23 protein-coding genes and 1 tRNA gene are annotated in these 25926 nt (G+C 63.6%); 11 read left to right on the top strand and 13 right to left on the bottom strand.

What is annotated here, in order from left to right; all coding sequences use genetic code 11:
* Window positions 1-78: 78 nt before the first annotated feature.
* From fdhF to mobB, 7 genes are all read right to left on the bottom strand, one after another.
* The gene (gene fdhF / locus FXV83_RS16790) at window positions 79-2844 is read right to left on the bottom strand and encodes a formate dehydrogenase subunit alpha (RefSeq protein WP_148740520.1); all 2766 of its coding nucleotides are present in this window, start codon (window positions 2842-2844) and stop codon (window positions 79-81) included.
* Window positions 2841-4544, bottom strand: coding sequence for an NADH-ubiquinone oxidoreductase-F iron-sulfur binding region domain-containing protein (locus FXV83_RS16785; RefSeq protein ID WP_148740519.1), 1704 nt, complete (start codon window positions 4542-4544; stop codon window positions 2841-2843). Before FXV83_RS16785 ends, fdhF begins: the two co-directional genes overlap by 4 nt.
* 149 nt (window positions 4545-4693) lie before the next feature.
* Window positions 4694-4975 (bottom strand): hypothetical protein, encoded by a 282-nt coding sequence (locus tag FXV83_RS16780; protein ID WP_148740518.1) that lies wholly within the window; start codon window positions 4973-4975, stop codon window positions 4694-4696.
* Between the two features lie 77 nt (window positions 4976-5052).
* The gene (locus tag FXV83_RS16775; RefSeq protein WP_148740517.1) at window positions 5053-6708 is read right to left on the bottom strand and encodes an OFA family MFS transporter; all 1656 of its coding nucleotides are present in this window, start codon (window positions 6706-6708) and stop codon (window positions 5053-5055) included.
* Between the two features lie 349 nt (window positions 6709-7057).
* Complete coding sequence (locus FXV83_RS16770) at window positions 7058-7285, bottom strand: sulfurtransferase TusA family protein (protein ID WP_148740516.1); 228 nt, start codon at window positions 7283-7285, stop codon at window positions 7058-7060.
* A gap of 44 nt (window positions 7286-7329) precedes the next feature.
* Window positions 7330-8586, bottom strand: coding sequence for a molybdopterin molybdotransferase MoeA (locus FXV83_RS16765; RefSeq protein ID WP_148740515.1), 1257 nt, complete (start codon window positions 8584-8586; stop codon window positions 7330-7332).
* A 9-nt stretch (window positions 8587-8595) separates the two neighbouring features.
* Window positions 8596-9123, bottom strand: coding sequence for a molybdopterin-guanine dinucleotide biosynthesis protein B (mobB, locus tag FXV83_RS16760; protein WP_148740514.1), 528 nt, complete (start codon window positions 9121-9123; stop codon window positions 8596-8598).
* 206 nt (window positions 9124-9329) lie between these two features.
* On the opposite strand from mobB, the gene fdhD reads away from it, so the two are divergent.
* Both fdhD and mobA read left to right on the top strand, forming a co-directional pair.
* Window positions 9330-10220 carry a formate dehydrogenase accessory sulfurtransferase FdhD gene (gene fdhD, locus FXV83_RS16755; protein ID WP_148740513.1) on the top strand — a complete coding sequence of 297 codons (891 nt, stop codon included), beginning with the start codon at window positions 9330-9332 and terminating at the stop codon, window positions 10218-10220.
* 1 nt (window position 10221) lies between these two features.
* Window positions 10222-10848: a molybdenum cofactor guanylyltransferase MobA gene (gene mobA, locus FXV83_RS16750; protein ID WP_235939713.1), complete on the top strand. Its 627-nt coding sequence runs from the start codon at window positions 10222-10224 to the stop codon at window positions 10846-10848.
* Window positions 10849-10865: 17 nt separating this feature from the next.
* Here mobA and FXV83_RS16745 read toward each other — a convergent pair whose 3' ends face one another.
* The 3 genes from FXV83_RS16745 to FXV83_RS16735 are packed head-to-tail and all read right to left on the bottom strand — an operon-like array spanning window position 10866 to window position 14808.
* Window positions 10866-12803: a molybdopterin biosynthesis protein gene (locus FXV83_RS16745; RefSeq protein WP_187435957.1), complete on the bottom strand. Its 1938-nt coding sequence runs from the start codon at window positions 12801-12803 to the stop codon at window positions 10866-10868.
* A 13-nt stretch (window positions 12804-12816) separates the two neighbouring features.
* Window positions 12817-13923, bottom strand: a complete 1107-nt coding sequence (locus FXV83_RS16740; RefSeq protein ID WP_148740510.1) for a molybdopterin-binding protein — start codon at window positions 13921-13923, stop codon at window positions 12817-12819.
* Window positions 13924-13977: 54 nt separating this feature from the next.
* Window positions 13978-14808 (bottom strand): ABC transporter substrate-binding protein, encoded by an 831-nt coding sequence (locus FXV83_RS16735; protein WP_148740509.1) that lies wholly within the window; start codon window positions 14806-14808, stop codon window positions 13978-13980.
* A gap of 304 nt (window positions 14809-15112) precedes the next feature.
* On the opposite strand from FXV83_RS16735, the gene FXV83_RS16730 reads away from it, so the two are divergent.
* Both FXV83_RS16730 and FXV83_RS16725 read left to right on the top strand, forming a co-directional pair.
* Window positions 15113-16006 carry a substrate-binding domain-containing protein gene (locus FXV83_RS16730; protein WP_148740508.1) on the top strand — a complete coding sequence of 298 codons (894 nt, stop codon included), beginning with the start codon at window positions 15113-15115 and terminating at the stop codon, window positions 16004-16006.
* A gap of 104 nt (window positions 16007-16110) precedes the next feature.
* On the top strand, window positions 16111-17325 hold the full coding sequence (locus FXV83_RS16725; RefSeq protein WP_148740507.1) for an ABC transporter substrate-binding protein: 1215 nt from the start codon (window positions 16111-16113) through the stop codon (window positions 17323-17325).
* A gap of 129 nt (window positions 17326-17454) precedes the next feature.
* Here FXV83_RS16725 and FXV83_RS16720 read toward each other — a convergent pair whose 3' ends face one another.
* On the bottom strand, window positions 17455-18417 hold the full coding sequence (locus FXV83_RS16720) for a TAXI family TRAP transporter solute-binding subunit (RefSeq protein ID WP_148740523.1): 963 nt from the start codon (window positions 18415-18417) through the stop codon (window positions 17455-17457).
* A 121-nt stretch (window positions 18418-18538) separates the two neighbouring features.
* On the opposite strand from FXV83_RS16720, the gene FXV83_RS16715 reads away from it, so the two are divergent.
* The 4 genes from FXV83_RS16715 (at window position 18539) to FXV83_RS45435 (ending at window position 23354) form a co-directional block, all read left to right on the top strand.
* Window positions 18539-19516, top strand: a complete 978-nt coding sequence (locus FXV83_RS16715) for a Bug family tripartite tricarboxylate transporter substrate binding protein (RefSeq protein ID WP_148740506.1) — start codon at window positions 18539-18541, stop codon at window positions 19514-19516.
* 340 nt (window positions 19517-19856) lie between these two features.
* Window positions 19857-19932: transfer RNA gene (locus FXV83_RS16710), tRNA-Ile, on the top strand.
* Between the two features lie 531 nt (window positions 19933-20463).
* Window positions 20464-22974 carry a type I restriction endonuclease gene (locus tag FXV83_RS16705; protein WP_148740505.1) on the top strand — a complete coding sequence of 837 codons (2511 nt, stop codon included), beginning with the start codon at window positions 20464-20466 and terminating at the stop codon, window positions 22972-22974.
* The gene (locus FXV83_RS45435) at window positions 22971-23354 is read left to right on the top strand and encodes an SLOG family protein (RefSeq protein WP_148740504.1); all 384 of its coding nucleotides are present in this window, start codon (window positions 22971-22973) and stop codon (window positions 23352-23354) included. The genes FXV83_RS16705 and FXV83_RS45435 overlap by 4 nt, the downstream gene beginning before the upstream one ends.
* Here the strand turns inward: FXV83_RS45435 and FXV83_RS16695 are convergent.
* Both FXV83_RS16695 and FXV83_RS42770 read right to left on the bottom strand, forming a co-directional pair.
* On the bottom strand, window positions 23299-23895 hold the full coding sequence (locus FXV83_RS16695) for a DUF4118 domain-containing protein (RefSeq protein ID WP_187435956.1): 597 nt from the start codon (window positions 23893-23895) through the stop codon (window positions 23299-23301). The genes FXV83_RS45435 and FXV83_RS16695 overlap by 56 nt on opposite strands.
* A gap of 11 nt (window positions 23896-23906) precedes the next feature.
* Window positions 23907-24206 (bottom strand): hypothetical protein, encoded by a 300-nt coding sequence (locus FXV83_RS42770; protein WP_187435955.1) that lies wholly within the window; start codon window positions 24204-24206, stop codon window positions 23907-23909.
* A gap of 368 nt (window positions 24207-24574) precedes the next feature.
* On the opposite strand from FXV83_RS42770, the gene FXV83_RS16690 reads away from it, so the two are divergent.
* The 3 genes from FXV83_RS16690 to FXV83_RS16680 are packed head-to-tail and all read left to right on the top strand — an operon-like array spanning window position 24575 to window position 25907.
* A complete protein-coding gene (locus tag FXV83_RS16690; protein ID WP_148740502.1) occupies window positions 24575-25168 on the top strand; it encodes a hypothetical protein in 594 nt (197 codons plus the stop codon).
* Entirely contained in the window at window positions 25168-25434 is a 267-nt protein-coding gene (locus FXV83_RS16685; protein ID WP_148740501.1) for a DUF3850 domain-containing protein, read from the top strand. The genes FXV83_RS16690 and FXV83_RS16685 overlap by 1 nt, the downstream gene beginning before the upstream one ends.
* A complete protein-coding gene (locus FXV83_RS16680; protein WP_148740500.1) occupies window positions 25431-25907 on the top strand; it encodes a deoxycytidylate deaminase in 477 nt (158 codons plus the stop codon). Before FXV83_RS16685 ends, FXV83_RS16680 begins: the two co-directional genes overlap by 4 nt.
* Window positions 25908-25926 lie beyond the last annotated feature (19 nt).

The raw sequence follows: 25926 nt of genomic DNA, 5'->3' as shown, positions 1-25926 counted from the left end.
ATTTTAGCGCCAATGGGCCTGCGCCGGGACGACAGCTTTGATTGGGCCCTGTCGTGCCCCAGGAAACCGGTGGAGGGCCTACTCCGCCGCGTCGCGCATCTCGGCGCGCTCGGCTCTCGCCGCGCAGAACTTGAACTCCGGAATCTTGCCGAACGGATCGAGCGCCGGATTGGTCAAGAGATTCGCTGCCGCCTCAGCGTAGCAGAACGGCATGAACACCATGTTTTCCGGCACGTCACGGTCGGAGCGGACCTTGACCTCGACCGCGCCGCGGCGGGTCTCCAGGCGGATGAAATCGCCGGGTGCGAGCTTCTTCCTGCGCATGTCCTTCGGCGACATGAAGGCGACCGCTTCCGGCTCGATCTGGTCGAGCACCTGGGCGCGGCGCGTCATCGAACCGGTGTGCCAGTGCTCGAGCACACGACCGGTCGAGAGCACCATCGGATACTCGGCGTCGGGTACTTCATCCGGCGGGATGACGTGGGCCGGCACGATCTTCCCGCGACCGCTCGCGGTCGGGAATCCGGTGGTGAAGATGATCTCGTTGCCAGGCTTGTCGGGATCGTCGACGGGATAGGTTACCGCGCCTTCGCGCACCAGCCGTTCCCAGGTGATGTTTTTCAGCGACGGCATCAATTCCGCCATCTCGGTGAAGACCTCGCCCGGGCCGGAATAATTCCAGGGCAGGCCCATGCGCTTGCCGATCTCCTGGATGATCCAGAGATCCTGCCGCGCATCGCCCGGCGGCTTGATCACCTGGCGTGCAAGCTGCACGCGGCGGTCGGTGTTGGTGAAGGAGCCATCCTTCTCCGCGAACGCCGAGGCCGGCAGGATAACGTCAGCGTGGAACGCGGTCTCGGTGACGAAAAGATCCTGCACCACGAGATGGTCGAGCATCGCGAGCGCCTGGCGCGCATGCTGGAGGTCGGGGTCGGACATCGCGGGGTTCTCGCCCTCGATATACATGCCCGTGATCTCGCCGGCATGGATCGCGTTCATGATCTCGACCACGGTCAGGCCGCGGACGGGATCGAGGTCTTGTCCCCACAGCTTTTCGAAGCTCGCGCGCAGATCGTCGCGGCCGACTGGCTGATAGTCCGGCAGGAACATCGGGATCAGGCCGGCATCGGAAGCGCCCTGCACGTTGTTCTGGCCGCGTAGCGGATGCAAGCCCGTGCCGGGCCGGCCGACCTGACCGGTGATCAGCGCCAGCGCAATCAAGCAGCGCGCATTGTCGGTGCCGTGGACATGCTGGCTGATGCCCATGCCCCAGAAGATGATCGACGATTTAGCCCGCGCATAGGTTCGTGCCACCTCGCGCAAGGTTTGCGCCGGGACGCCGCAGATCGGCTCCATCTTCTCCGGCGTGAAGTCCTTGATCTTCTCCTTGAGCTCGTCAAAGCCCTCGGTATAGCCCGCGATGTACTGGTCGTCGGTCAGGCCCTCGGTGATGATCGTGTTGATCATCGCGTTCAGCATGGCAACGTCGGAGCCCGGCTTGAACTGCAGATGCTCGGTCGCGTGACGCGACAGGCTCTGCCGGCGCGGATCCATGACGAAGAGCTTTGCGCCATTCTTGGCGGCGTTCTTGATATAGGTTGCCGCGACCGGGTGGTTCACCGTCGGGTTGGCACCGATTACCCAGATCACCTCGGCATCCATGGCGGCCGCGAACGGCGCCGACACCGCGCCTGAGCTCAGGCCCTCGAACAGCGCAGCCACCGACGAGGCGTGGCACAGGCGGGTGCAGTGATCGACATTGTTGGAGCCGAAGCCCGTGCGCACCAGCTTCTGGAACAGATAGGCCTCTTCGTTCGAGCCCTTGGCCGAGCCGAAACCGGCGAGTGCCTTCACGCCCTTTTCGTCGCGAATCTTGACCAGGCCCTTGGCGGCGATATCAAGCGCCTCCTCCCAGCTCGCCTCGCGGAAATGCGTGAAGGGATTGGCCGGATCGACCTGGTCGTTGGCATCCTTCTGCGCATTGGGCAGCCGCACTAACGGCTTGGTCAGCCGATGCGGGTGGTGGATGTAGTCGAAGCCGAAGCGGCCCTTGACGCAGAGACGGTTGTGATTGGCCGGGCCATCGCGGCCCTCCGCATAGATCACCTTCTCGTCCTTGACCTGATAGGTCACCTGGCAGCCGACGCCGCAGAACGGGCAGAGCGAGTCGACCTTCTTGTCGGCGTAGGTGACGCGGGTCTGCTTGTCGTCGAGCATCACGGCCGGCATCAGGGCGCCGGTCGGGCACGCCTGCACGCATTCGCCGCAGGCGACGCAGGTGGACTCGCCCATGGGATCGTCGAAGTCGAACACGATCTTCGACTCGTGATTGCGATAGGCCATACCGATGACGTCGTTGACCTGGACCTCGCGGCAGGCGCGCACGCACAGGCCGCATTGGATGCAGGCATCTAGATTAACGCGCATCGCCGGATGGCTGGCATCGGTGCTCCAGCGCTCGGCGGCGGGGAAGCGGCTCTCGGTGACGCCGGTGGTCTCGGCCCAGTGCCAGAATTTGGACTCCGGATCGTGCGAGGTCGCGCGCGCCGGTTGGTCGGCGACGAGCAGCTCCATCACCATTTTTTGCGCGGCGACCGCGCGGTGGCTTTCGGTCTTCACCTTCATGCCGACCGACGGCGTGCGCTTGCAGGAGGCCGCCAGCACGCGCTCGCCCTCGATCTCGACCATGCAGGCGCGGCAATTGCCGTCGGGACGGTAATCCGGCTCCGGTGAATAGCACAGGTGCGGAATCTCGCGACCCTGGCGCTTGGCCACCTGCCAGATGGTCTCGCCGGCGCTGGCCTCGACCTGCTTGCCATCGAGCTCGAACGTAATTTTGGTCATTCGGTCGCTTCCTTGAACTCGTCAGGGAAATATTTGATCACGGATGAGAGCGGGTTCGACGCCGCCTGTCCGAGCCCGCAGATCGAGGCATCACGCATCGCCTGGCTCAATTCTTCCAGAAGTGCGCGGTTCCAGACCGGCTGCTGCATCAAGAGCGCCGCCTTCTCGGTTCCGACGCGGCACGGTGTGCACTGGCCGCAGCTCTCGTCCTCGAAGAACTTCATCAGGTTCAACGCTGCCGCCTTCACACTGTCCTGCTGCGACAGGATCACGATCGCGGCCGAGCCGATGAAGCAGCCGTATTTTTCCAGCGTGCCGAAATCGAGCGGGATGTCATCCATGGACGCCGGCAAGATGCCGCCGGACGCGCCGCCCGGTAAGTAGGCGTAGAACTGATGGCCGTCGGCCATGCCGCCGCAATATTCCTCGATCAGCTCCCGCACGGTGATGCCGGCGGGCGCGAGCTTCATGCCGGGAGTCTTGACCCGGCCCGAGACGGAGAAGCTGCGCAGGCCGTGCCGCTCGTGGCGGCCGTGGCCTTTCCACCAGTCCGCCCCCTTCTCGACGATGTCGCGCACCCACCACAGCGTCTCGATGTTGTTGATCAGCGTCGGCAGGCCGAACAGGCCGACCTGGAACGGATAAGGCGGCTTGTGCCTGGGCAGGCCGCGCTTGCCCTCGATGCTCTCAAGCAGCGAGGATTCCTCGCCGCAGATGTAGGCGCCGGCGCCGCGGCGCATGTGGAGGATCGGCCCGCCCGCAGGCAGTTTTGCGATCTCACGTTCGAGGATGGCGCGCGCCGCCGGATACTCATCGCGAATGTAGATGTAGACGTCGGACGCCTGCACCACATGCGCCCCGATCAGCATGCCTTCGATAAAGCGATGAGGGTCGGTTTCGAGATAGACGCGGTCCTTGAACGTGCCGGGCTCGCCCTCGTCGCCGTTGATCGCCATCAGCCGCGGGCCGGGCTCGCCGAGTACCGCCCGCCATTTGCGTCCCGTCGGGAAGCCGGCGCCGCCGAGGCCGCGCAGCGAGGCATCGTCGAGCGCCTTCAGCAAATCGTCGGTCGGCAGTTCGCCCGAGCGCAGGCGATTGAGCAGCTTGTAACCGCCGCCCGCAACATACGCGTCGTAGTCGACATATTTCGGCAGATGCGCGTGGGTATCGCCGGCCTTCGCCGCCGCCAGCACATTGCCCACAGTCGCATGGTCGACGAAATTATGTCCCACCTCCGCAGCAGGCGCCGTATCGCAGCGGCCGACGCAGGGCGCGCGCACCACGCGAATGCCGGGGCCGGATGCGCTTTGCAGATCCTCGAGCAGCTTCTCTCCACCGAGCATCGCGCAGGTGAGCGAATCGCAAACGCGGATCGTCAGCGGCGCGATATCCGCCTCGCCTTCCTTCACCACGTCGAAATGCGCATAGAAGGTCGCGGTCTCGAACACCTCGGCGAAAGCGAGCTTCATTTCGTCGGCCAGAGCCGCGAGATGCGCGGCCGAAATCTGCCGATACTTGTCCTGGATCAGGTGGAGATATTCGATCAGCAGATCGCGCCGCCGCGGCCTGTCGCCGAGCAATTGCTCGATCTCGTGCGCGGCCGTGGGGTCAACCTGCCGCCCCTTGGGGGTAGCCTTGGCTCGCTTCCGTCCCTCGCCCGGATGTTCGAACGAGCGAACCTCGTGCACGTCATGGCTCATCGATGCGTCTCGTAAATCTCTTTAGAACAGTCTAAGTCTAACTCCTGGCATACCAGATGCCAAGAGAATTCATGCGTTCCAATAAGCGTTTAAGGGGGCATGCAGCCGCCAGCTCCATGCCCCCTCACCGACTCGATTGTCGCGCAGTCTCACGTCTTGTTCATGCACTCTTCGATATAGAACCAGCGGTCGTCGCCTGCGAGGCCTTTGGATTTCACGTCGGCGCGACAGGCCTTGAGCTTGGGCTTGTTGGCTGCCCACTTGGCCTTCATGTCCTTGAGCTTTTGCATGGTGAGCTTGATCTTGCCCGGCGGCTTGGCGTCGGTCGTTGCGGCGGGTGCCGCAGGCACCGTTGCGGTCTGAGCGGATGCGGCGTGGAGCGAGCCGGCCACGAGCAGTATTGCGGCAAGGCAGACCAAATTACGAACCATGGAGTCCCCCAGCTATTCCTTGTTGCGGTAAGGCGACCGCGGCGCACGGAACGCGCGCCGCGGCGGTGATGTTGCAATCAGAGAATCTTGACCGCGCTCTCCAGGGTCTTCCACACACCCCAAGCCAGTGGAACACCAACGAATGCCCAGAACAGCGCAGCCTTGACGTCGAGGCCACCCGTGCCGATGCCAAACGAACCATGCTGGACGCCGGCTTCGGTCTTGGCGCTGGCCGCCTGGAGTCTGGCGAGTTCCTCGTTGCTCATGTTCCACTTCGGATCGACCGGCTTGATCAAATAGTTGCAGATCAGGCCCGCGATCAGCATGGCGCACAGGATGTACATGGTGGTGTTGTAAAGCTGGTCGCGCGGAACGCCCGCCGCGAGCTGGAACTCGCGGATGTAGTTCACCACGACCGGGCCAATGATGCCTGCAGTCGACCACGCCGTCAGCAGCCGGCCGTGAATGGCGCCGACGAACTGCGTGCCGAACATGTCGGCGAGATAGGCCGGCACGGTCGCGAAGCCGCCGCCATACATCGACAGGATGATGCCGAAGCCGAGTACGAACAGCAGTTTCGAGCCCATCGCCGCGAAGGTCGGCGCCAGCGCATAGAGCGCGATGCCGAGGATGAAGAACGTGTAGTAGGTGTTCTTGCGACCCATGAGGTCCGACATCGACGCCCAGAAGAACCGGCCGCCGATGTTGAACAATGACAGCAGACCGGCAAAGCCCGCAGCGATCGCAGCGATCGTTGCCTTCTGTTCAACCGAAAGCTGGCCGAAGGTCAGCTCCGGATGCCCGATCAACTTGCCCGCGAAGATCTCCTGGAGCATGGGCGAGGCCATGCCGATCACGCCGATACCCGCCGAAACGTTCAAGCAGAGCACCCACCAGATCAGCCAGAACTGCGGCGTCTTGTGCGCGTTGTTGAGGTGCACATGGTGCTCGGTGATCATCGACTTCTTCTCACTCGGCGGGGTCCAGCCTTCGGGCTGCCAGCCGGCCGGAGTCACGCGATAGGCGAACGCGCCGATCATCATGAAGACGAAGTAGATCACCCCCATCGTGACGAAGGTCTCCCATACGCCGACCGAGGTGGGCGTCTTGAAGTAGTTGATCAAGAGATTGGCCAGAGGCGCCCCAATCATGGCACCGCCGCCAAATCCCATGATGGCCATGCCAGTCGCCATGCCGCGGCGATCCGGAAACCATTTGATCAAGGTCGACACCGGGGAGATGTAGCCGAGTCCAAGTCCCACGCCACCGATCACGCCAGCGCCGAGCCACATGATCCAGAGCTGGTGGACGTACACACCGAAAGCACCGATCAGAAGACCACCGCCCCAGCAGCAGGCGGCGACGGCGCCCGCCTTACGCGGACCGGCGCGCTCGAGCCAGCCGCCCCAGATCGCGGCGGAAACGCCGAGCAGGACGAAAAACAGCGTGTACATCCAGCCCAGGCTCGCGACCTTCCAGTCGCAGGTCGTGGTGAACAACTCCTGCCACAGCGACATGTCCGGGCACGCTTTGCTCTGCGTGATGCCGATCGCGCGCGACAGCGGCAGCCAGAATACCGAGAAGCCATAGGCCATGCCGATGCAGAGATGGATGCAGAGTGCCGCCGGCGGCACCAGCCAGCGATTGAAGCCGGCCTTGGCGACCGTGTGCTCGCGATCAAGAATTCCTGCGCCAGCGCCCGAAAGTGTCCCAGCGCCTTCAATTGTAGCCATGCATTCCCCCTCTACAGCCGCCCTTCTGAGCGGCCTGCCACTAGGATCCTGATCCTCAGCCCTTTGGCGCAGCCTATGTCCCAGCTGCCCCGCACAATGTTAAACGCGCGCCAGGATCATCACGCGCGTTTGAGACGTTAACCCCTTAAGCCAGAGTCTATGCCCGACGTTCAGGCCTCATTCGACGGCCCGTTTGCTCAGCGGATCGCAGGCACGACTGAACCTCCGCGTCTCGGCGGCGGTAGTCAATTGGGGCAGAACTGATGATCGATGTCGATAGACAAAAGGTAGGTATCAACCGCGTGACCGCTCGCTAAGCAGGCGACGCGCCATTGGTTTTCCCTATCGATCAATCGGACTTCTCTATCAGAAACACGATGCGCGCGGCGTTGCGCTCGGTGACCTCCACCTTGTCGCCGGTCTCGCGGATCAAGTTTGGAATGTCAATCACCGACAAGGGATCGGTACAGTGCACTTCGAGCTGATCGCCCGGCTGCAACGGCTTTAACGCTTTACGCGTCTTCAAGGCGGGCAGCGGGCACTTCAGCCCCGTCAGATCAAGCGTGGTTCTGGTCATGGGGGCAACATGGCGAGGTGAGTCGATCGCGTCAACGCGATCGCTCAGATCAGACCGGCATAGGGCAAGAAACCTACACTCTGCCCCGGCTCGACACCGGTGATGTTCTCACCAAGCTCAACGAGCCCGTCGGTCTCGACCAGCGAGGACAACAGCCCGGCACCTTCGCGCGGAAACTTGACCGCCTCCAACGCGCCGTCGTCGCCGCGCCGCAAGGTGGCGCGAACATATTCGCGCCGGCCCGCCTTCTTCTTGTAGCTGAAAGCCGCGCGTAGCGGCATCGGCGTGAGCGGCTCGGGCAGGCTGCCGGCCAGCGCCAGCACGGTCGGCCGCACCACATGGACAAACGTGACAAAGCTCGCGACGGGATTGCCGGGCAATCCGATCAGCGGCGTGCCGCCGATGATGCCCATCGCCACGGGCCGGCCGGGCTTGATCGCCATCCGCCACAGCACCAGCGAGCCGACGCTCTCGACCGCCGACTTGACGTGATCCTCCTCGCCGGTCGAGACGCCGCCGGTGGTGAGGATCAGATCATGCGTGCCTGCGACCCGCTTCAGGCCGTCCGCAAGCAAGCTGCGGTCGTCGCGCAAAATGCCGAGGTCGCTGACCTCGCAGCCGAGCCGGCGCAGCATCGCCATCAGCATGAAGCGGTTGGAGTCGAACAGCTGCGAGGCGCTGCGCGGCGCGCCGGGCGAGGCCAACTCGTCGCCGGTCGAGAACACCGCGACCCGGATGCGCCTGACGGCGTCAAGCCGGGTCAGGCCGAACGCGGCGGCAAGCGCGACATGTTGCGGCCGCAGCCGTTGGCCGGCACGCAGCGCAATATGCCCTTCGGAAATGTCCTCGCCCGCGGGGCGGACGTTCGCACCAGGCTTCAGCCCGGGCGGCAGCACGATCTTGCCGGCCTCGTCAATGCGGACATCCTCCTGCATGAAGACGGTCCCGGCGCCCGGCGGCATCGGGGCGCCGGTGAAAATGCGCGCGGTGTGGCCGGGCTTGACCGCGACGTTTGCGGGGCCGCCAGCCTGGATACGACCGTCGAGCGGAAGCGCCCGTTCCTCTGCTTGCGGAAGGTCCGTATTGCGCACGGCATATCCGTCGACGGCGGAGTTGGTGAAAGGCGGCAGCGGCACGGGCGCTGCGATATCACGCGCCAGCACGCGCCCGTCGGCATCGGCGAGCATTACCGTCTCAAGATCGGCAATGGCATTGACGCGCGTCGTGATCAGGCCAACGGCCTCGTCGACCGACATCATCGGTCCACCGAAGGCAAAGCAATCGTCGGACAGTTGCGCCATGTTGCCTCGTCAGCGCATCGCAGCGCTTCTAGCGGCCACTTCCTCGACCGGCATCGCCGCGCGCAGCAGCAATGCCGCAGCAGCCGGGATATCATCGAGATGGACGGTCGGCAGCCGGGTTTCAACCGCGATGTCGGTCGCGATTCCGGCAATTCCGGGATCGTTGGGGAACAGCAGCGGCTTGTCATTCCCTGCGCGATGTACCTCGATCTTGCGATGTGGCTCGCGCTTGAAGCCTTCAACCACGACGAGATCGACCGCTGACAGCTTGTCCAACAACTCGGGCAGGCGCGGCTCCGCAGCCCCGCGCAATTCGTGCATCAAGGCCCAGCGGTTCGCCGAGGACACCAGCACCTCGGCCGCGCCCGCCTCGCGATGGCGCCAGGAATCCTTGCCGGGCACGTCGACGTCGAACTGGTGATGCGCATGCTTGATGACGGAGACGCGCAGGCCTTGCGCGTTGAAATGCGGGATCAGCCGCGTCAACAGCGTGGTCTTGCCCGCACCGCTCCAGCCTGCAAGGCCGATGACTTTCATTCCAGGTCCGTCTCCGCGAGCGACTTGCTCTTTGATGGAACCGCTGTTTCCTTCGTCATTGCGAGCGAAGCGAAGCAATCCAGGGTGTCTCCGCGGATGCATTTCTGGATTGCTTCGCTTCGCTCGCAATGACGACGGGAGGAATTTCCGTTCTCCCCGCCATGCTTATATCGGCTTGAGCCGAATGTCATGCTAACCTCGCACCCATGATGAAGATGGACAAAGCCCCCGTCCCCCTGATCGTTCCTGATACGGGCGACCCGCGCCTCACCCGGAGCGTGACCGGGACCGACCAGGCCGGCGCCAAGGTCGAGATCAAGGTGCCGATGGAGCGACCGCTGACCCTCTACCTAAATGCACAGGAGATCGTCACCATGATGACGATCGGCGACTATCCGGAGTATCTGGCGCTGGGCTACCTGCTCAACCAGAACATGCTGAAATACAATGACGCGGTCAGCGAGGTCGAATACGACGACGACCTCCAGGTCGTTGTGGTGCGCACCGAACATCACACCAATTTCGAAGCCAAGCTGAAGAAGCGCACGCAGACCTCGGGCTGCGCGCAGGGCACCGCCTTCGGTGACCTGCTCGAAGCCGTCGAGAGCGTCGCCCTGCCGAAGGCCGAGCTGCGCACCTCCTGGCTGTACCAGATGACGCAGACCATCAACACCATGCCTTCGCTCTATCTCGAAGCCGGCGCAATCCACGGCTGCGTGCTGTGCAAGGAAGGAACGCCGCTGTGCTACACCGAGGATGTCGGCCGTCACAACGCCGTCGACAAGATCGCGGGCTGGATGTACCGCCACGGCGTCGATCCATCCGATAAGATCCTCTACACCACGGGACGGCTGACTTCGGAGATGGTGATCAAGACGGTGCGGATGGGAATTCCGATCCTGGTGTCGCGCTCCGGCTTCACCGCCTGGGGCGTCGATCTCGCAAGGCAGGTCGGGCTGACGCTGGTCGGACGTACGCGCGGCAAGCGGTTCATCGTGCTGTCGGGAGAAGAGCGCATCGTCTACGATCAGAACCTTGCCTATGTCGAGGAAGAGTCGGCGAAGCACAAGCGCAAGGGCGAAGGTGGTGACGACTGAGATGCCAGCCACGCAAGGCGTGCTGCTCGCGGGCGGTCTAGCGCGGCGCATGGGGGGCGGCGACAAGCCGATGCGCACCATCGGTGGCCGCACCATCCTGGACCGCGTGATCGCGCGCCTGACGCCGCAATGCGATGGGCTGATCCTCAACGCGAATGGCGATCCGGCGCGCTTTGCCGCGTTCGGATTGACGGTCGTTCCCGACAATGTCCCCGATTTTCCGGGCCCGCTCGCCGGCATCCTCGCCGCGCTGGACTGGACCGCGGCGAACCGGCCGAAGGTGGAGTGGGTGCTCAGCGCCGCCGGCGACTGCCCGTTCCTGCCGCGCGATCTCGTCGCGCGGCTGCATGAGGCGCGGGAGCGAGAAAGCGCGCAGCTTGCGGTGGCCGCATCAGACGGCCAGTCGCATCCGGTGATCGGCCTGTGGCGCGTCGACTTGCGCGACCAATTACGGCAAGCGCTGGTGGTCGAGGATCTCCGCAAGATCGACCGCTGGACAGCGCGCTATCCGCTCGCGACGGTGACGTGGCCGACCGAGCCGCTCGACCCGTTCTTCAATGCCAATACGGTCGAGGATATTGCCGAAGCCGAGCGGCTGGCGGCACTGGATGAGGCGCGCCCGGGTTGAACCGCCGCCTCGTTGGTCTAGGCCGGCCGGAATCCGGCTCGCTCCAGCGCCGCGCGAGACTCTCCTGAGCCGAGTGCGTCGAGGAAGGCCTGCACCGCCGGACGCTGCTTGCGCGCGCTGACCAGTGCAAAATCGTAATGCTCTTCGGCAAGCGGAATGAAGCCGAGGCCTGAAGCATCGGCGACCGGCGCAATGCTCATGCCCCAGTCCGCGCGGTGCTGCGCGACGGCTGCGGCCACGGCATTGTGCGAGCGCGGCTGGTTCCAGTAACCTTCCGGGCGCGCGCCGCCGAGCAGGCGGTCGATCAGAATACGCGTGCCGGCGCCCTGATTGCGGTTGACCATGATGCAGGTGGGGTCAATGAGCGCTTTTGCGACAGCCTGCTTCGCGGAGAGCCCTTCGAAACGCTTGTCACCTTTGCGAAACACAATGCCCTGCATCCGCCGCCAGCCGGGGACGAGTTCGAGTCCTTCGACGAGAAAAGGCGTGTTGTAGGTTTCGCTCTTGTCGTCGAACAGATGGATCGGCGCCAGATCGCATTCGCCGCGCCGTGCCGCCGCAAGCCCGCCAAGGCTGCCCACCGCGATCGAGCGCACGGTCAGACCGTCATGCGCAAGCGGCGCGGTGACGAGATCGAGCCCGGTGCAGTGGCTGCCGACGATGACAAGATCGGGCACGCGCACATGCGGCGTGAACAGCGTGACCTCGGTCGCGGTCCCGGCCGGCATCTGGTCGGCAAGCGCATCGATCCGCAGAAAGCCGTCGGCCTGCGCGAACGAGGTGATTGCACCGGAGCCCTTGCCGGAGGGATAGGCGATCAGGCCGTCCTTGCCGTCGACCAGCGAAACCATGACGAACTCGGTGCGGCCAAGTTCGGAGGCAATGCGCACCGGCACGGTCGCGCTCACCTTGGCGTCAGAGCGCGACGGCAGTCCGGCCATCTTGCGCAGCACCGGCACGATCATGTCGTGGAAGGTGAACATCGCCGAGGTCGGGAAGCCCGGCAGGATCACCACCGGCTTGCTGTCGCACACCGCGAGGCACAGCGGCTTGCCGGGCTTGAGCGCAACGCCATGGGCGATGATGCCGGGCTTGCCGAGCCGGCCGATGATGAGGTGGGACAGATCACCTGCGCCCTTCGATGTGCCGCCCGAGAGCACCAGCATGTCGGCGTCGGTCAGCGCTTCGCGCATTGCGGATTCGAGCTTCGCTTCATCGTCGGGAATGGCGCCCAGGAAGATCGCCTCGCCTCCGTTCTCGTCGATCGCAGCGGCGACGATTGCGCCATTGGTGTCGTAGATCGCGGCAGGCGGAAGCGGCTGACCGGGCTGAATCAGTTCGTCGCCGGTAGAGATCACGGCGACCCGGGGCTTGCGTGCGACCGTCACCTCGGCGAGACCGCAGGCCGCCAGCATGCCGATCTCGCGCGAGCCGATGATCGTGCCGGCGCGCAGCAGTGCCTCGCCGCGCGCGATGTCGGACCCTGCGTAGGATACGAATTGCCCCGGCGAGGCCGCGCGACGGACGTCGATCGCTTCCGATCCGGCCGGCTGGGTGTGCTCCACCATCACGACGGCGTCGGCGCCGCGCGGCAGCGGACCGCCGGTGGCGATCGGCGTCGCGGTTCCCGCCGCCACTTGCAGCGCCGGCGCGATGCCGCAGTGGACGGTCTCGCCGTTCAGCGCGAGGCGAACAGGCGCGCCTTCGCCGGCCGCGGCGAGGTCCGCCGAGCGCACGGCAAACCCATCGACATTGGAACGGTCGAAGGGCGGAACGTCCACCGGCGCCGTGATATCTTCGGCGAGCGCGGCGCCGAGCGCATCGGCAAGCTTGCGCGTTTCGCGCGGCAGCGCCCGCGGGAACAGCGCAGCCTCGAAGCGCGCCAACGCATCCTCACGCGTCAGGATCTTGAGGAATTGCTCCTGCTCGAGTTGCAGCTGCGGAGTCATGGACATGTCGGAACCCAATTCATTCCCGCATCAGATAGGCATCGACCGGCGTGCCCGCACCAAATCCCTCGCTGCTGCCGGGAATGAGCAGCCATGCATCCGTACGGGCAATTGCCTGTAGCGGCCATTCGCCGACCGCAAGCGGCAGCCAGGCGCCCTGCTCTTGCGCCAACAACGCGATTTCGGCGATGCCGACGCCCGAGGCAATCTTGCGCGCGAGCGGCAAGGTTAGCGACAGGCGCGGCCGCCGTGCCGACAATCGATCGATCAGCGGAAGGGCAAGCGCGAGCCATGCAGCGAGCGCATGATCCGGCGAGCCGGGCAAGACGATGGCGGGAACTTTTCCAAGCCGCCCAACAGCGGCGGTGCGCCCGGGCTGGAGCGCAAGGCCATGGGCAATCACCTCGCCACGTCGAGCCAGCGCCGTCACGGCAGCATCCTGGCGCCCGACGCCGCTGCCGCCGATCGTCAGCACGAGATCGCAGGCTGAACCATCGAGCTCATCGGCAATCGATCCCGCGTCTCGCGCGCCGGCGTCATGCGTTCTCACATCCAGTCCCGCCGCACGCGCGATGCCGGCGATCATATGCGTTGTCGCCGTTGCACCCGGCAGATTGACGATGCGCAGCCGCGGCCGGCGAACGCTCAAGCTATCCACCCGGGCGATCCGCGCGAGCAGCAGAGCGGCCGCACCAATCGCACATCCCTCTGCAACGACCGGCGTGCGTTCGGCGATGTCGCTGCCGGCACGCCTCACGCCCTGTCCCGGCAGCCCCTCCGCCAACACCTGCGCAAGCGGCCCCGAGATGTCGACCGCATCGGCATCGAGCACGCAATCGCATTGCTCCGGCATCGCGTCACCGGCATCGACCCAGACCGGAAGGTTCGCCAGAGGCAGCGGCGAGTACGAAGACGCACCGACGAGATCGTTGGCGCGCAACGCCCAGCCATCTGCGGCCGCGATGTCACGTGACGGATAGGCCGCGAGCAGCGGCGTGCCCGCTGCGATGCAACCCGCTGCCTCTGCGAGCGGCAGCTCGACCGGCGCGACCGGATCAACACCGCGCAGCAACGCCGCGAGCGCGATATCGAGCGATGTGAGCGACGGCGGCAGGCGCTGGGTCATGCGCCATGATGGACCACGCATCGTGCAGTTTGGCAACCGCTCCCGATGCGGACATCAGCCGCCCGATTTGTCCGCATTGGGAAAGAACAGCTGCTGCCCATCGACCTTGTAGGCGGCGATCACCGCCTGCCCCTCCGGCGAGATCAGCCAGTCGATAAAGGCCTGCGCGAGTTCCTCCTTCACGTTCGGAAACTTCTCCGGATTCACCAGCATCACGCCGTATTGGTTGAGCAGCCGCTTGTCGCCTTCGACGACGATGTCGAGATCGCCGCGCTCCTTGAAGGAGATCCAGCTGCCGCGATCGGACAGCACATACGCTTTCGCCGCGCGCGCGGCGTCGAGGGCCGCGGCCATGCCCTTCCCGGCCTCGCGATACCAGGCGCCCTTGGCGCTGGCGATGTCGATGCCGGCGACGATCCAGAGCGCAAGCTCCGCCGCATGGGCGCCGGAGCGATCGCCGCGCGTCACGAACGGGGCGCCCTTGGCCTCGATCGCCTTCAGCGCGGTCGCGATGTCCTTGCCCTTCACGCCGGCGGGATCGCTTCTGGGCCCGATCAGCACATAGTCATTGTACATCACGTCGAAGCGTTTGGCGCCGAAGCCGTCGGCGACGAATTTCTCCTCCTGCGGACGCGCATGCATCAGCACGACATCGACCTCACCCCTTCGCGCTCCGTCGAGCACCTCGTCGGCGCGCCGTGCAATCACCGTCACCTCGATGCCGGTCTTGTCGCGGAAGATCGGCAGCAGATAGTCGAGCAGGCCTGATTCCTGCGTTGCCGTCGTCGTGGCCAGCACGATCTGGCGGTCCTCCGCGGATGACGCCGCAACGCCAGCGGCGAGGCCGCAGAGAAGCGCAAATGCAGCGGAGAGGCGAAAGGCCATGAGCTGGCTCCCTTTGGATATGGCGCGATCTTGATGATCGATTGCGCCGCACTCGTGGCGTGTTCGCCCATTGCGCTCCCGCTCGGGAAATTTCGGCAACGTGCTGAGCAATCGCGGCCGAGACAGCCGCAAGGCCCGCGTCACGCGACGCTTGGGGATCATTCACCAAGGCGAAAAGCGCGAGTGAGGATGCGTTGCAAAGCAGCAAGATGATCGGGCATTGTCCCGCGGACGAAAATGAACTGCAGAATTCCACCTGCGTCGCACGTCAAAAAAGAAGCAAGAATTTGCATAGGAATGCAGGATGGAATTCCTGACGACCAGCGAAGCCGCCGACTATCTCCGGCTCGGCGAACGCAAGCTGTACGAACTCGTCACCAACGGAGCGATCCCCTGCACCAAGGTGACCGGCAAGTGGCTTTTTCCCCGGCACGAGCTCGACCTCTGGGTGTTGTCGGGACTGGCGCGTCCGGCCGGCATGCGGACCGCCGATCCGCCGCCGGTCGTGGGCGGCAGCCAGGACGAGCTTTTGGACTGGAGCCTGCGCGAATCCGGCTCCGGGCTGGGATCGATGAGCGAGGGCAGCGCGCGCGGACTCGAGCGCCTGCAGCGCGACGAGGTGATGGCCGCGGCGGTGCACTTCCACAGCCTCGATGCCGCCGACAACCTGGCCAGCGACGCCAGCGTCGAGGCGCTGCGGGCCGCACCGGACCTGCACGATGCCGTGCTGGTCGCATTCGTGCGCCGCGAGCAGGGTCTCCTGCTGCCGCCGGGCAATCCCAAGCGGCTGCGCGGCCTGTCCGACGTGCTCGCGCTGGGCGCCAGGATGGCAATGCCACAACAAGGCACAGGCGCGCAGATGTTGCTCGACGTGCTCCTCAAGCGCGCCGGCGCCACGATGCGGGATTTGCGCCGGGGCGAGGCGCCGTCGCAGACCGGTCCGGATCTGGCCGAGGTGATCCGCGCCGGCCTGGCCGATTGCGGGGTGGCGACGCGAGCGGTGGCGCGCTCCGCCGGCCTCGATTTCGTGCCGCTGGTCTGGGAAAACTTCGATCTTGCGATGCGGCAACGTAGCTATTTCCGCCCCGCCATGCAGGCCCTGATCCGCTTCCTCGGCGAAAGACGGCTGCAGCAGCGGGCCGAGGAGCTGACCGGCTACGATCCCTCGCCGGCCGGACAGATCCGCTTTTCGGCCTGACGTTGACGTCCGCCCCCAAATAGTTGCAAAAGAAACCAATTCAGCCGGGTCATACCCGGAAAAAAGCAACACCGGCCAACGAGCCGGATCAGGGGAGGACAAGCGTGAATCCAGTCAGATTTGGGCTGCCGGTTGCGGCCGCGCTCGCCGCGGTGCTCGTATCGGGTGCGGCGTCGGCGCAGGTTTCGGACAATGCCGTCAAGATCGGCGTGCTCACCGACATGAACGGCCCGGCCTCGGCCGCGACCGGCCCGGGGTCGGTGACGGCGACGCAAATGGCGATTGACGATTTCGGCGGCACCGTGCTCGGCAAGCCGATCAGCATCGTGACCGGCGACCATCAGCTCAAAGCCGACGTCGGCGGCGCCATCGCGCGGCGCTGGTACGACGTCGACCAGGTCGATCTGATCGTCGACGTGCCGGTCTCCGCGGTGGGGCTTGCGGTGCAGAACGTCGCCACCGAGAAAAAGCGCCTGTTCATCACCCACTCCACCGGCACCGCCGATTTCCACGGCAAGTTCTGCTCGCCCTACGCGATCCAGTGGGTGTTCGACACCCGCGCGCTCGCGGTCGGCACCGCGGATGCGGTGGTCAAGCGCGGCGGCGACAGCTGGTTCTTCATCACCGACGACTACGCCTTCGGCCATTCGCTGGAGCGCGACGCCTCCAGCGTCGTCACCGCCAACGGCGGCAAGGTGCTGGGCTCGGTGCGGCCGCCGCTGGCGACGCCCGATCTGTCCTCCTTTGTGCTGCAGGCGCAGGCGTCAAAAGCCAAGATCATCGGCATCGCCGCCGGTCCGCCCAATAACATGAACGAGATCAAGACCGGCTCGGAGTTCGGCGTGTTCAAGGGCGGCCAGCAGATGGCGGCGCTGCTGGCGCTGATCACCGACATCCACGGCCTCGGCCTCCAGGCTGCGCAGGGGCTGTTGCTGACCACGTCGTTCTATTGGGACATGGACGACAAAACCCGCGAATGGTCCAAGCGCTACTTCGCCAAGATGAACAAGATGCCAACGATGTGGCAGGCCGGGGTCTATTCGAGCGTGATGCACTATCTCAACGCCATCAAGGAAGCCGGCACCGACGATCCGCTCAAGGTCGCGGCGAAAATGCGCGAGAAGCCGATCGAGGACTTCTTCGCCCGCAACGGCCGCTTACGCGATGACAATCTGATGGTGCACGATCTCTGGCTGGTGCAGGTGAAGACGCCGGAGGAGAGCAAATATCCGTGGGACTATTACAAGATCCTCACGACCATCTCCGGCGACAAGGCGTTCGGTCCGCCGGACCCGGCGTGCGCGATGGTGAAGAAGTGACGGCGTAGCGAAACACGGAGATGTCGTCATGGCCGGGCTTGTCCCGGCCATCCACGATCTTCGTGCGGCACCAAGAACGAGGATGCCCGGGACAAAACCAGGCATGACGATTGTGGCGAGCACCGCGTCCTATTTCACCACGCCGATCTCGCGGAAGTATTTTGCGACGCCGGGATGAAGCAGCTCCGGCTTCGGCGCGGCGGCAACCGTGTTCGCGGCCGTGGTCTCGCAGGCCTGCGCGAGCTTCTTGCAGAACGTCGGCTCAACGCCGTGCAGCGTTTTCGCGAGGCGATAGGCGATGTCGTCGGGCAGGTCCTCGCGCGTCAGGACAAAGCTCCAGGAGCCGAGCGAGGCGATCGGCTCGGACTGGTTTGGATAGCTGCCGGCCGGCACGGTCAGCGGCTTCAGGAACGAGTGTTTGGCGCGGATGCGGGCAATCTCGTCGGCACTTGGCGCGATGAAGCGCGCGCCTGATGCGCTCGACGCCACTGCCGCAAAGCCGGGCCAGCCGATGCCGGCGTCCCACAGCGCCGCAACGCGGCCGTCCTCGACCATCGCGGGGCCGTCGCCGGCGCGGTCGAGATAGATCGCCTTGAAGTCCTCGTCCTGCCTCAAGCCGAGCCCGTCGAGCACATAGCGCGCCAGGATCGGCAGGCCGGAGCCCTTGGCGCCGAAGGCCACCGGCTGGCCGACGAGATCGCGGATGGTCTTGTAGGGACTGTCCGCGCGCACCACGAACATTCCGGGATTGGAATAGATCGCGGTGAGTATCTTCAGGCGCACCGGCGCCCGGCTGATGCCGGCAAAGGCCTCATAGGCCGGCTCGCCGGCGACCAGCGCGAGATCGAGCTCGCCCTTCTCCAGCAGCGGAATGTTCTCGTTGCTGCCCTTGGTGTTGCGCGGGGCGATTGTCAGCTGCGGATCGGCCGCGTTCATCACCTCCGCAAAGGCGTTGCCATAGAGCGGAAAGCCGCCGCCGGGTGTGGCAGTCCCGAGACTGATAGTAGTCGAAATGGCCTTGTCTTCGGTTTGGGCCACAGCGGGGCTCGCGAGCAGCGCCGCGGCGAGAAGGATGGATGATGCGAGTTTCATGACGACGAGTTTCATGACGAGTCCCGGCCGCTCCGCGTCAACATCGACTTGAGGCGATGTAGGCAGCGGGCGGTTTTTATGAAAGCATGGGCACAACGACAATAAAGCAATGGGAGACGTCATGTTGCGAATTTTGCGGTGCGCTGGTGTTGGGCTTGCGTTGATGTCAGGCTTGTTCAGCGCCGCACCTGCCGCCTCCGCCGCCGACTACCCGAGCCGCCCCGTGCACTGGCTGATCGGCTTCGCCGCTGGCGGCCCGGTCGACATCGTGTCGCGGATGATGGCGCAGTGGCTGTCGGAACGTCTCGGCCAGCAATTCATCGTCGAGAACCGCACCGGCTCCGGCGGCAACATCGCGGCCGCAGCCGCAATCAGCTCGCCGCCGGACGGCTACACGCTGCTGTTCGTCGCGCCCAACAACGCGATCTCGACCTCGCTCTACAAGAAGCTGCCGTTCGACTTTTTGCGCGACACCGTCCCTGTCGCCAGCATCATGCAGCTCACCAACATGCTGGTCGTCTCCAACGCGTTTCCGGCCAAGACGGTCCAGGAGTTCATCGACTACTGCAAGGCCAATCCCGGCAAGATCTCCTTTGCCTCGTCCGGCAACGGCACCTCGGTGCACATGTCGGCGGAGCTGTTCAAGGTGATGACCAAGTGCGACATGGTGCATGTGCCCTATCGGGGCTCGGCGATCGCCTTCCCCGACATCATCTCCAACAAGGTGCAGCTGATCTTCGACAACCTTCCTTCCGCGCTGGAGCAGGCCAAGGGCGGCACTGTCCGCGCGCTCGGCGTCACCTCGCCGCAGCGCTGGCCGATCGTCCCCGACGTGCCCGCGATCGCCGAGACCGTGCCGGGATTCGAATCGGTCGGCTTCTACGGCATCTCCGCGCCGAAGGGCACGCCGCCCGAAGTGATCGAGATCCTCAACAAGGCCGTGGGCGAGGCGCTGAAGGACCCGAAGCTGGTGGCCCGCCTCGCCGAGACCGGCGGCATCCCCAAGCCGATGACGCCGGCCGAGTTCGGCAAGCTGGTCACCGACGAGACCGAGAAATGGCGCAAGGTGGTGGAGTTCGCTGGGGTGTCGGTCGACTAGAGCCGGCCCGCCGCGGGGCTCTGCCGGCAAGATATTGGGGGGCCGGCGGCCCCCTCGAATCAAAAAGTGCGAAAACAACCCCATGCACAGTAGAAAAGGCGCGCGATCACAGCGGGTTACAGAAGCGAAAAACAAGCCCCTCGCCCGGGCATTTGACCCGTCGGGCAAAACACCGGCATAATGCCATCATCACTCATCCCGGCAATCGACCGACGCGCAGCGCTTGGACTGCGCGACGCGGGCGTTCCCGCCTCAGGGCCGGCATTGCACCCTCGCCTCCGGCCTTGTAAACGAACCGCGCACCGTTGCCGGCCGCTGCCCAAGCGGCCGTCTCGCGGCGGGGCCTGTAGCTCAATGGTTAGAGCCGGCCGCTCATAACGGTCTGGTTGCAGGTTCGAGTCCTGCCGGGCCCACCAGTAAAAACAGGCATTTGCGAAATCGCTGATTTCGTGGGGACCAGATTGGGGACCAGATTGGTTAGCCCATTGGTCTCCCTCTGTGCCTGTTCTGTCCACCATATCACGACCCGAAAAAGAGAGAACATCATGACAACAACGCTCGTGCGTTGCGTGCTCGGGACGCTGCTCACTGCCCTCTTCATCGCCGCTCCGGCGCTCGCTGAGAGTCCGTACCCGACGCCGACTCGTGACGGGCGGGAGCGTATCCCGAGGACTGGTTCATGCCCGACTGGCTACGTCGGAAAGGGCGACAAGTGCGAGGCGCTCCACCGGGACACCCCGCGTGCCTATCCGAAGATTGAGGGGCATTCCTGCCCGTCCGGCACCTTCCGGAGCGGCGACGCGTGCAAGGCATTCCGATGACCGCGCGCTACTTCCGACAATGGCGACCGCCGAATGGCTGAGGCGGATCCTCCGTTATTTTCATGTGTGTTATGGCTGACTCCGCCCGGGTTCCGGCTACAATGCCGAATCACCTGAGGCTAACCCGTGGTCACTCGCCTACCCAGCAAGCCATTGCCGGTCGTACCCATCGTCAAGCCGAACGAACTCCGCACGGAAAGTGATGTTGAGCAGAAGGTCATCATGCCTTTTCTGGTCAACCCCGGATATCTCGGCCTTCGCTCCAGTTGGATACGTACCAAAGAGTACATGACCCCGACCGAGATCGATAAGGCCGCCGGAAAGCGTTACGGTTATTTCCCGGATTTTTCCGTCTGGGTGAACAGCATCCCCCTTGTCATCGTCGAGGCGAAAGCGACGGATGTGACAATTGAGGTTGGGATGCGCGAAGCCCGTCTCTATGCCTCCGAGGTAAACAAGCGCTATCCGCCAGAGGTAAATCCGATTGGGTTCGTGCTCGCCTGTAACGGCGTGCAGTTCGGACTTTCGGCTTGGGACAGCGAGGTTGGAGCCCTTATCGCGCCGTGTGCCGACGTTCAACCCGGAACCGCCCTGCTCGCCGCGATTCAGAGCGCGATCGGCGTGGATGCCCTGCAGGCCCGTGTGGAGAAACTTGGCCCTCACTTCCAGGCGCGCACCTTCTACAGCGTTGCGTCGTTCATGGGAGGGCCATCGAGGCTGGCACAACAGCTGGGCGTCAACGACTTCGCTGAACCGCTATTCAGCACGATAACGAAATACTTCGGCAGCAATTCCGACGAAACGCCTGACGAGGTGATCGACCGTGCGTACGTGACCTCAGACGAACTCGGCAATTACGAGGGCGTTCTGGAAACCTACCTTAAGGACCGTACCGACAAAATTGCGGGAAACCAGCTCAAGCCGATCGTCACAAGCAAGAACACGGCCACGGGTATTTCATCTGAAATCCAGAAGTTTTCTCTCAGCCCGTCTACGAATGCCCGCGTTCAGCTCATCATCGGTTCGGTCGGCGCCGGCAAGAGCACTTTTATCCGTCGTTTCTACCGGCGGCTGATGTCGCATGAGGTCAGCAAGAAAACCCGGTGGGCCTTCCTCAACTTCAACGTCATGCCACCTGGGCTCGAAGGCCTGAGGACGTGGATTGCCGAGCAGTTCGCCCACTCGTTTGCCGAGATCAACAACATCGACATCTACGAAGCCGACCAGATCGAGAAGATCTTCGGTGTCGAGCTTCGACGTTTTGAGCGTAGCCCGGCAAAGGCCCTGAAAAACAACGACCGAACCGAGTACGTGCGCCGCCGCACGGACTTGCTCGATCAGCTGGCAAAAGACCCCGTGAAGCTTGCTGAGGCGATCGCCAGGCATTTTTCCGGCGAGATGAGCCTCGGTATCGTCATCGTATTTGATAATGTCGATAAACGGTCGCGAGATCAGCAACTCGCGATATTTGAAGCCGCCCAGTGGTTCAAGGAACTGACCAAATCACTGGTTCTCGTCAATCTGCGCGATTCCACTTTCGAAGCGCATCGCGACGAAGCACCGCTTGATGCGTTCATAAACGCAATCAATTTCTACATCCGGCCGCCGCGGTTTGCGCAAGTGATACGCAAGCGGCTCGAATTGGTAATGGAAACACTTCAGACCGAAGTCGACCCCCAGCAGGAATACGCTCTCGCGTCCGGCCTGAAGATCAAATATCCGGCCACCCGGCTTGGCGAATTCCTATTGGGAATCTACCTGTCGATGTTCGACGACAGGTCGGTGAAGGTCGCGTCCGCCTTGGAAGCGCTAGTCGCAAAGGACGTGCGGCGGGCGCTTGGCATGTTTGGCGACATCATCGTCTCACCCCACATCCCAACGGGGCAAATCACGGGTTCAGTCCTATCCGGCGGTGAAATGCGGATTCGGGAAAACCCCATCATCCGCGCGCTGATGAGGGGCCGCCAGAAATACTATAACGGCCGCTCTCTATACATTCACAACATCCTTTACGCCGACCCGGAGTACAATCGGCCGAGCAATCTTCTGATCCCCGACATCCTTGAGTATTTGATACGAAATCGAAAAGCGAAGATCGACTTCACCCAGGAGGGGTACGCCACCATTGGCACCGTCCTTAAAAAGATGAGCCAGCTTGGCTACGATGAGGAAGACGCCTTCAAGGCAATCGGCACCGTCGTTAAGTGGGGTCTCATCGAACCTGAGAGCCTGGTTGTCGATAGGCTGTCGGAAGACGACGCGATCAGGATGCATGCTTCCGGCTTCATCCACATGCGCTTTTTCTTGGAACGCAACGAATACCTCATCGGTATCACGACCAATTTGAATTTTGCTTCCCGCGAAGCTGCCCACGACATCGGCCTGTTGTGGGCTGGTCAGGACCACCGTCCAGAACTTAACTACACCAGTAGGCTGAAGATCATGAAGATACTCAGCGACCACATCCGCTTTGAATATACGCGTCGCTGCAAGCGCCATGCTTTTTATGAAGAACATGGATTAGGTGGTCGTGCCGCTGTTGAGAATATCGAAAAGGCTTTGGCCCATCTGAATACTCCATTCACTGCCAGGTCAGCGCCGGTCCCTACTCGCAGCCGACCTCAGCGTAGGTCGTGAGCCGGTCAAACGATTATCCAGAACGCCGGGACGACCGATTCGACTCCCGAAAAGTTGGATGTGAGCGGGGCGAGATCCCGGGGGAGGCGTCGGGAGCCGACAGGCTGGCTCGGGAATGGGCTGAGGAGGGCGGCGTCGCGGTCGATCCCTACCCGGCTGATTGGGACAACATCGAGCGGCCAGGCGCAGCGGTCAGAAGAAACAAATACGGCAAGCTCTACGACGCGCTGGCTGGCCACGTCCGCAATGAACAGATGCTGCGGGAAGGTCGCCCGCAGTTCGCTGTTGCTTGCCCTGGCGGAACCGGCACCAGGGATATGACGATCAGGTCCCTGGAGTACGGTCTTTCACCAGCGTGCCCAACCAGTCTCGCAGCTTGAGCAGCTCCGGGATGCCCCACGACGCGATGAGGTTCATCAGAAAAAGGATGGCCTCATCGAATGTCGGAACGGTGAAGGACAGCAGAGGCTCGACCGCAAAGAAGTTAAAGACGATTGTCGCGACGAAGGTCGCCATCAAGGCGAACTTCTTCCCGAAGGCGACGGCCACGGCGCAAACGCCGATGGTGAGGAGGACATCGATCCTGGCGTGAGCCTTCTCGATCTCCATGAAGTAAGACAGCGGCGCCGACACTGCGACCGCAGAGGCAAGGAACAACGGACAACTGATCTTCCTGACCTTGGTCGGCGGGTCACTGCTCGACGGCGCCGACTCCGGGCCGAACGAGTCGAGGTCGATGGCGGTGCTGCCAGCGAACCAGTTGGGCTCGATCCCCATTTCGAGCGAGTCCCAAAGGGCATCGATTGCGGAATGCAGCCGGCGCTGATCGGTGCTGATCAGCAGGCAGTCGTCGTCGCTGGACTTGGCGACGAATTTGTCACCAAGCCGAGCGATCGAATAGTTGCGGTAGATGGTTGTCATGGGCAGAGACCTTAGGCTGCTGCTTGCACCGACAACCCGACCCTGGGAACGGTCGGGAAGACAGAGGCGCCGCGGCCCACAACGAGCATCGCGTCGGCGGCTGCATCCAGGTCGACGAGATCTGAGCCAAATGTCCATTCGGGCGCGGGAACCTTGCCCTCCAGCGCGTTCCACATCGTGTCGATCGCCCGGGTCACCCGAAGCAGGTTCGCCGATCTGATCTTAAAGCGTTCCCCGTCAGTCGATTCGGCGCAGAAAGTCGCCCCGCTACGCCTCACGACGTAGGAGCGATACTCAAAAGAGGTATCCATTGTTCTGTTTCTCGTTGTGTCCGCAGCCCAACCGCGGGCTGGCCTCAGGGCCGCTGTGCTAATCACATTTGCATCACAATGCAAGCGGGACAAGGTGGCAGTAGAACTACGGCCCTGCCCGCCTGTGGACAGAAACGGCGAACGTTTCTCTCTTCTAGGTCAGCAGATTCGATAAACATCTATTCAAAAAGGAACCTGGAACGAGGCAGGGACAACTTCTTGCCTTTTGCCTCCATTTGCTTTAATGCAAACGAAGAATGCAAGCCAAGGGGAGATTTCAGTTCGTGTTCGGCCGACACATAAGATCAATACTGAAGCAGGTTTTGCCTGTGTTCCGGGCAGATCCGGCGCTCGACGCAAAGGTCAGCGTGACTGACCATTCTGCAACTCCGGTTGTAAACCATGGTGTTGTCGAGCAGCCGAAAGCGCATGCGGAACTGCCGCGCGCCAAGCGGTTCAAGCGCACGAAGGAAGAGATCCGTCTGGGCTTGACCGCCGATCAGGCAAGGGCTGCCCGTGTTGCTCCGGTGACACAGAAGCCGGAAACAAAAGCGGTCGTTGAGGCGAAGCCGGTTCAAGCCGCCAAGCGTGACGAGAATAAGGCTCCGCGCTTCCGCCGCACGAACGAAGAGATCCGGCTCGGTCTCTCGATCGAGGAAGCCGCTGCGCGCCGCAAGGCCGCCGCTGAGCCCCGCAAGCCGCCGAGCATGCCGAAGCGCTACGAGCCGCGCCCAGAGCCCGCGCCGAAGGTGTCTGGCGACCTGATCGAGACGCTCTCGCCCCGCATCCAGGTTCGTGCCCGCGCTGTCTCGCGGTTCCGCGCTGGTGGCCACAAGGGCGTGATCTCCGCGGAGATGCTCGATGCCGTCGAGCGAGCTGTTGCGGATGGCAAGGTCACCAAGTGCCCGCCGTTCATCGACAGCGATGGCTACAACCACCTCACGCAGCAGGAAACGAAGTAATGGCGCGGTTCTACAAGAAGTCCTGGACCCACTTCTTCCAGGCCATCAAGGCCGGCCAGAAGCTTCACGACGTGCGTGAGGACGAGGGCTACCAGATCGGCGATGTGATCGTGCTCCAGGAGTACGACAACATCAACGGTCGCTACACGGGCGAGGAACAGGAAGTCGAGGTGTCCTACATCGCGAACCGCACCGTGCCGTGTGCCTTCTCCAGCGCCGTGCTCTCGCCCGGCTACTGCATCCTGAGCCTGAAGGTGCTGGCATGACGGAGAAGCGCAGTCAGCTCTGGTGGGACCTGTATCACCTCGGCGTCGCCCGCGAGATTGCCAACGGGTCGAAGGACCCCAGCACCAAGGTTGGCGCTGTCATCACCCGCCCCGATCGCACGGTCGCGGCCACCGGCTACAACGGCTTTCCCCGCGGGATCGCTGACACGGCCGATCGCCTGAACGACCGCGACGTGAAGTACGGGCTCGTCGTCCATGGCGAGATCAACGCGATCCTGACGGCGCGCGAGCCTCTGCATGGCTACACGCTGTACACCTGGCCCTTTCTCACCTGCGAGCGGTGCGCGCTCCATGTGATCCAGGCCGGCATCAAGCGCGTCGTCGCTCCGACCTTGGACGAAGAACGCAAGGTCCGCTGGAAGGCCTCGCTTGAGGCTGCGCAGGCCTTCTACGACGAGGCCGGCGTCAGCTGCGATCTGATCGACATCGAGCCCGTGAAAGGCGTCGGATGAAACTGGGTGATTGGCCCCT

Source organism: Bradyrhizobium hipponense, from assembly GCF_008123965.1.
GTDB classification, from domain to species: Bacteria; Pseudomonadota; Alphaproteobacteria; order Rhizobiales; family Xanthobacteraceae; genus Bradyrhizobium; species Bradyrhizobium hipponense.
Note: the sequence above shows the minus strand (reverse complement) of the source record. Positions and strands in the feature narration are given on the sequence as shown.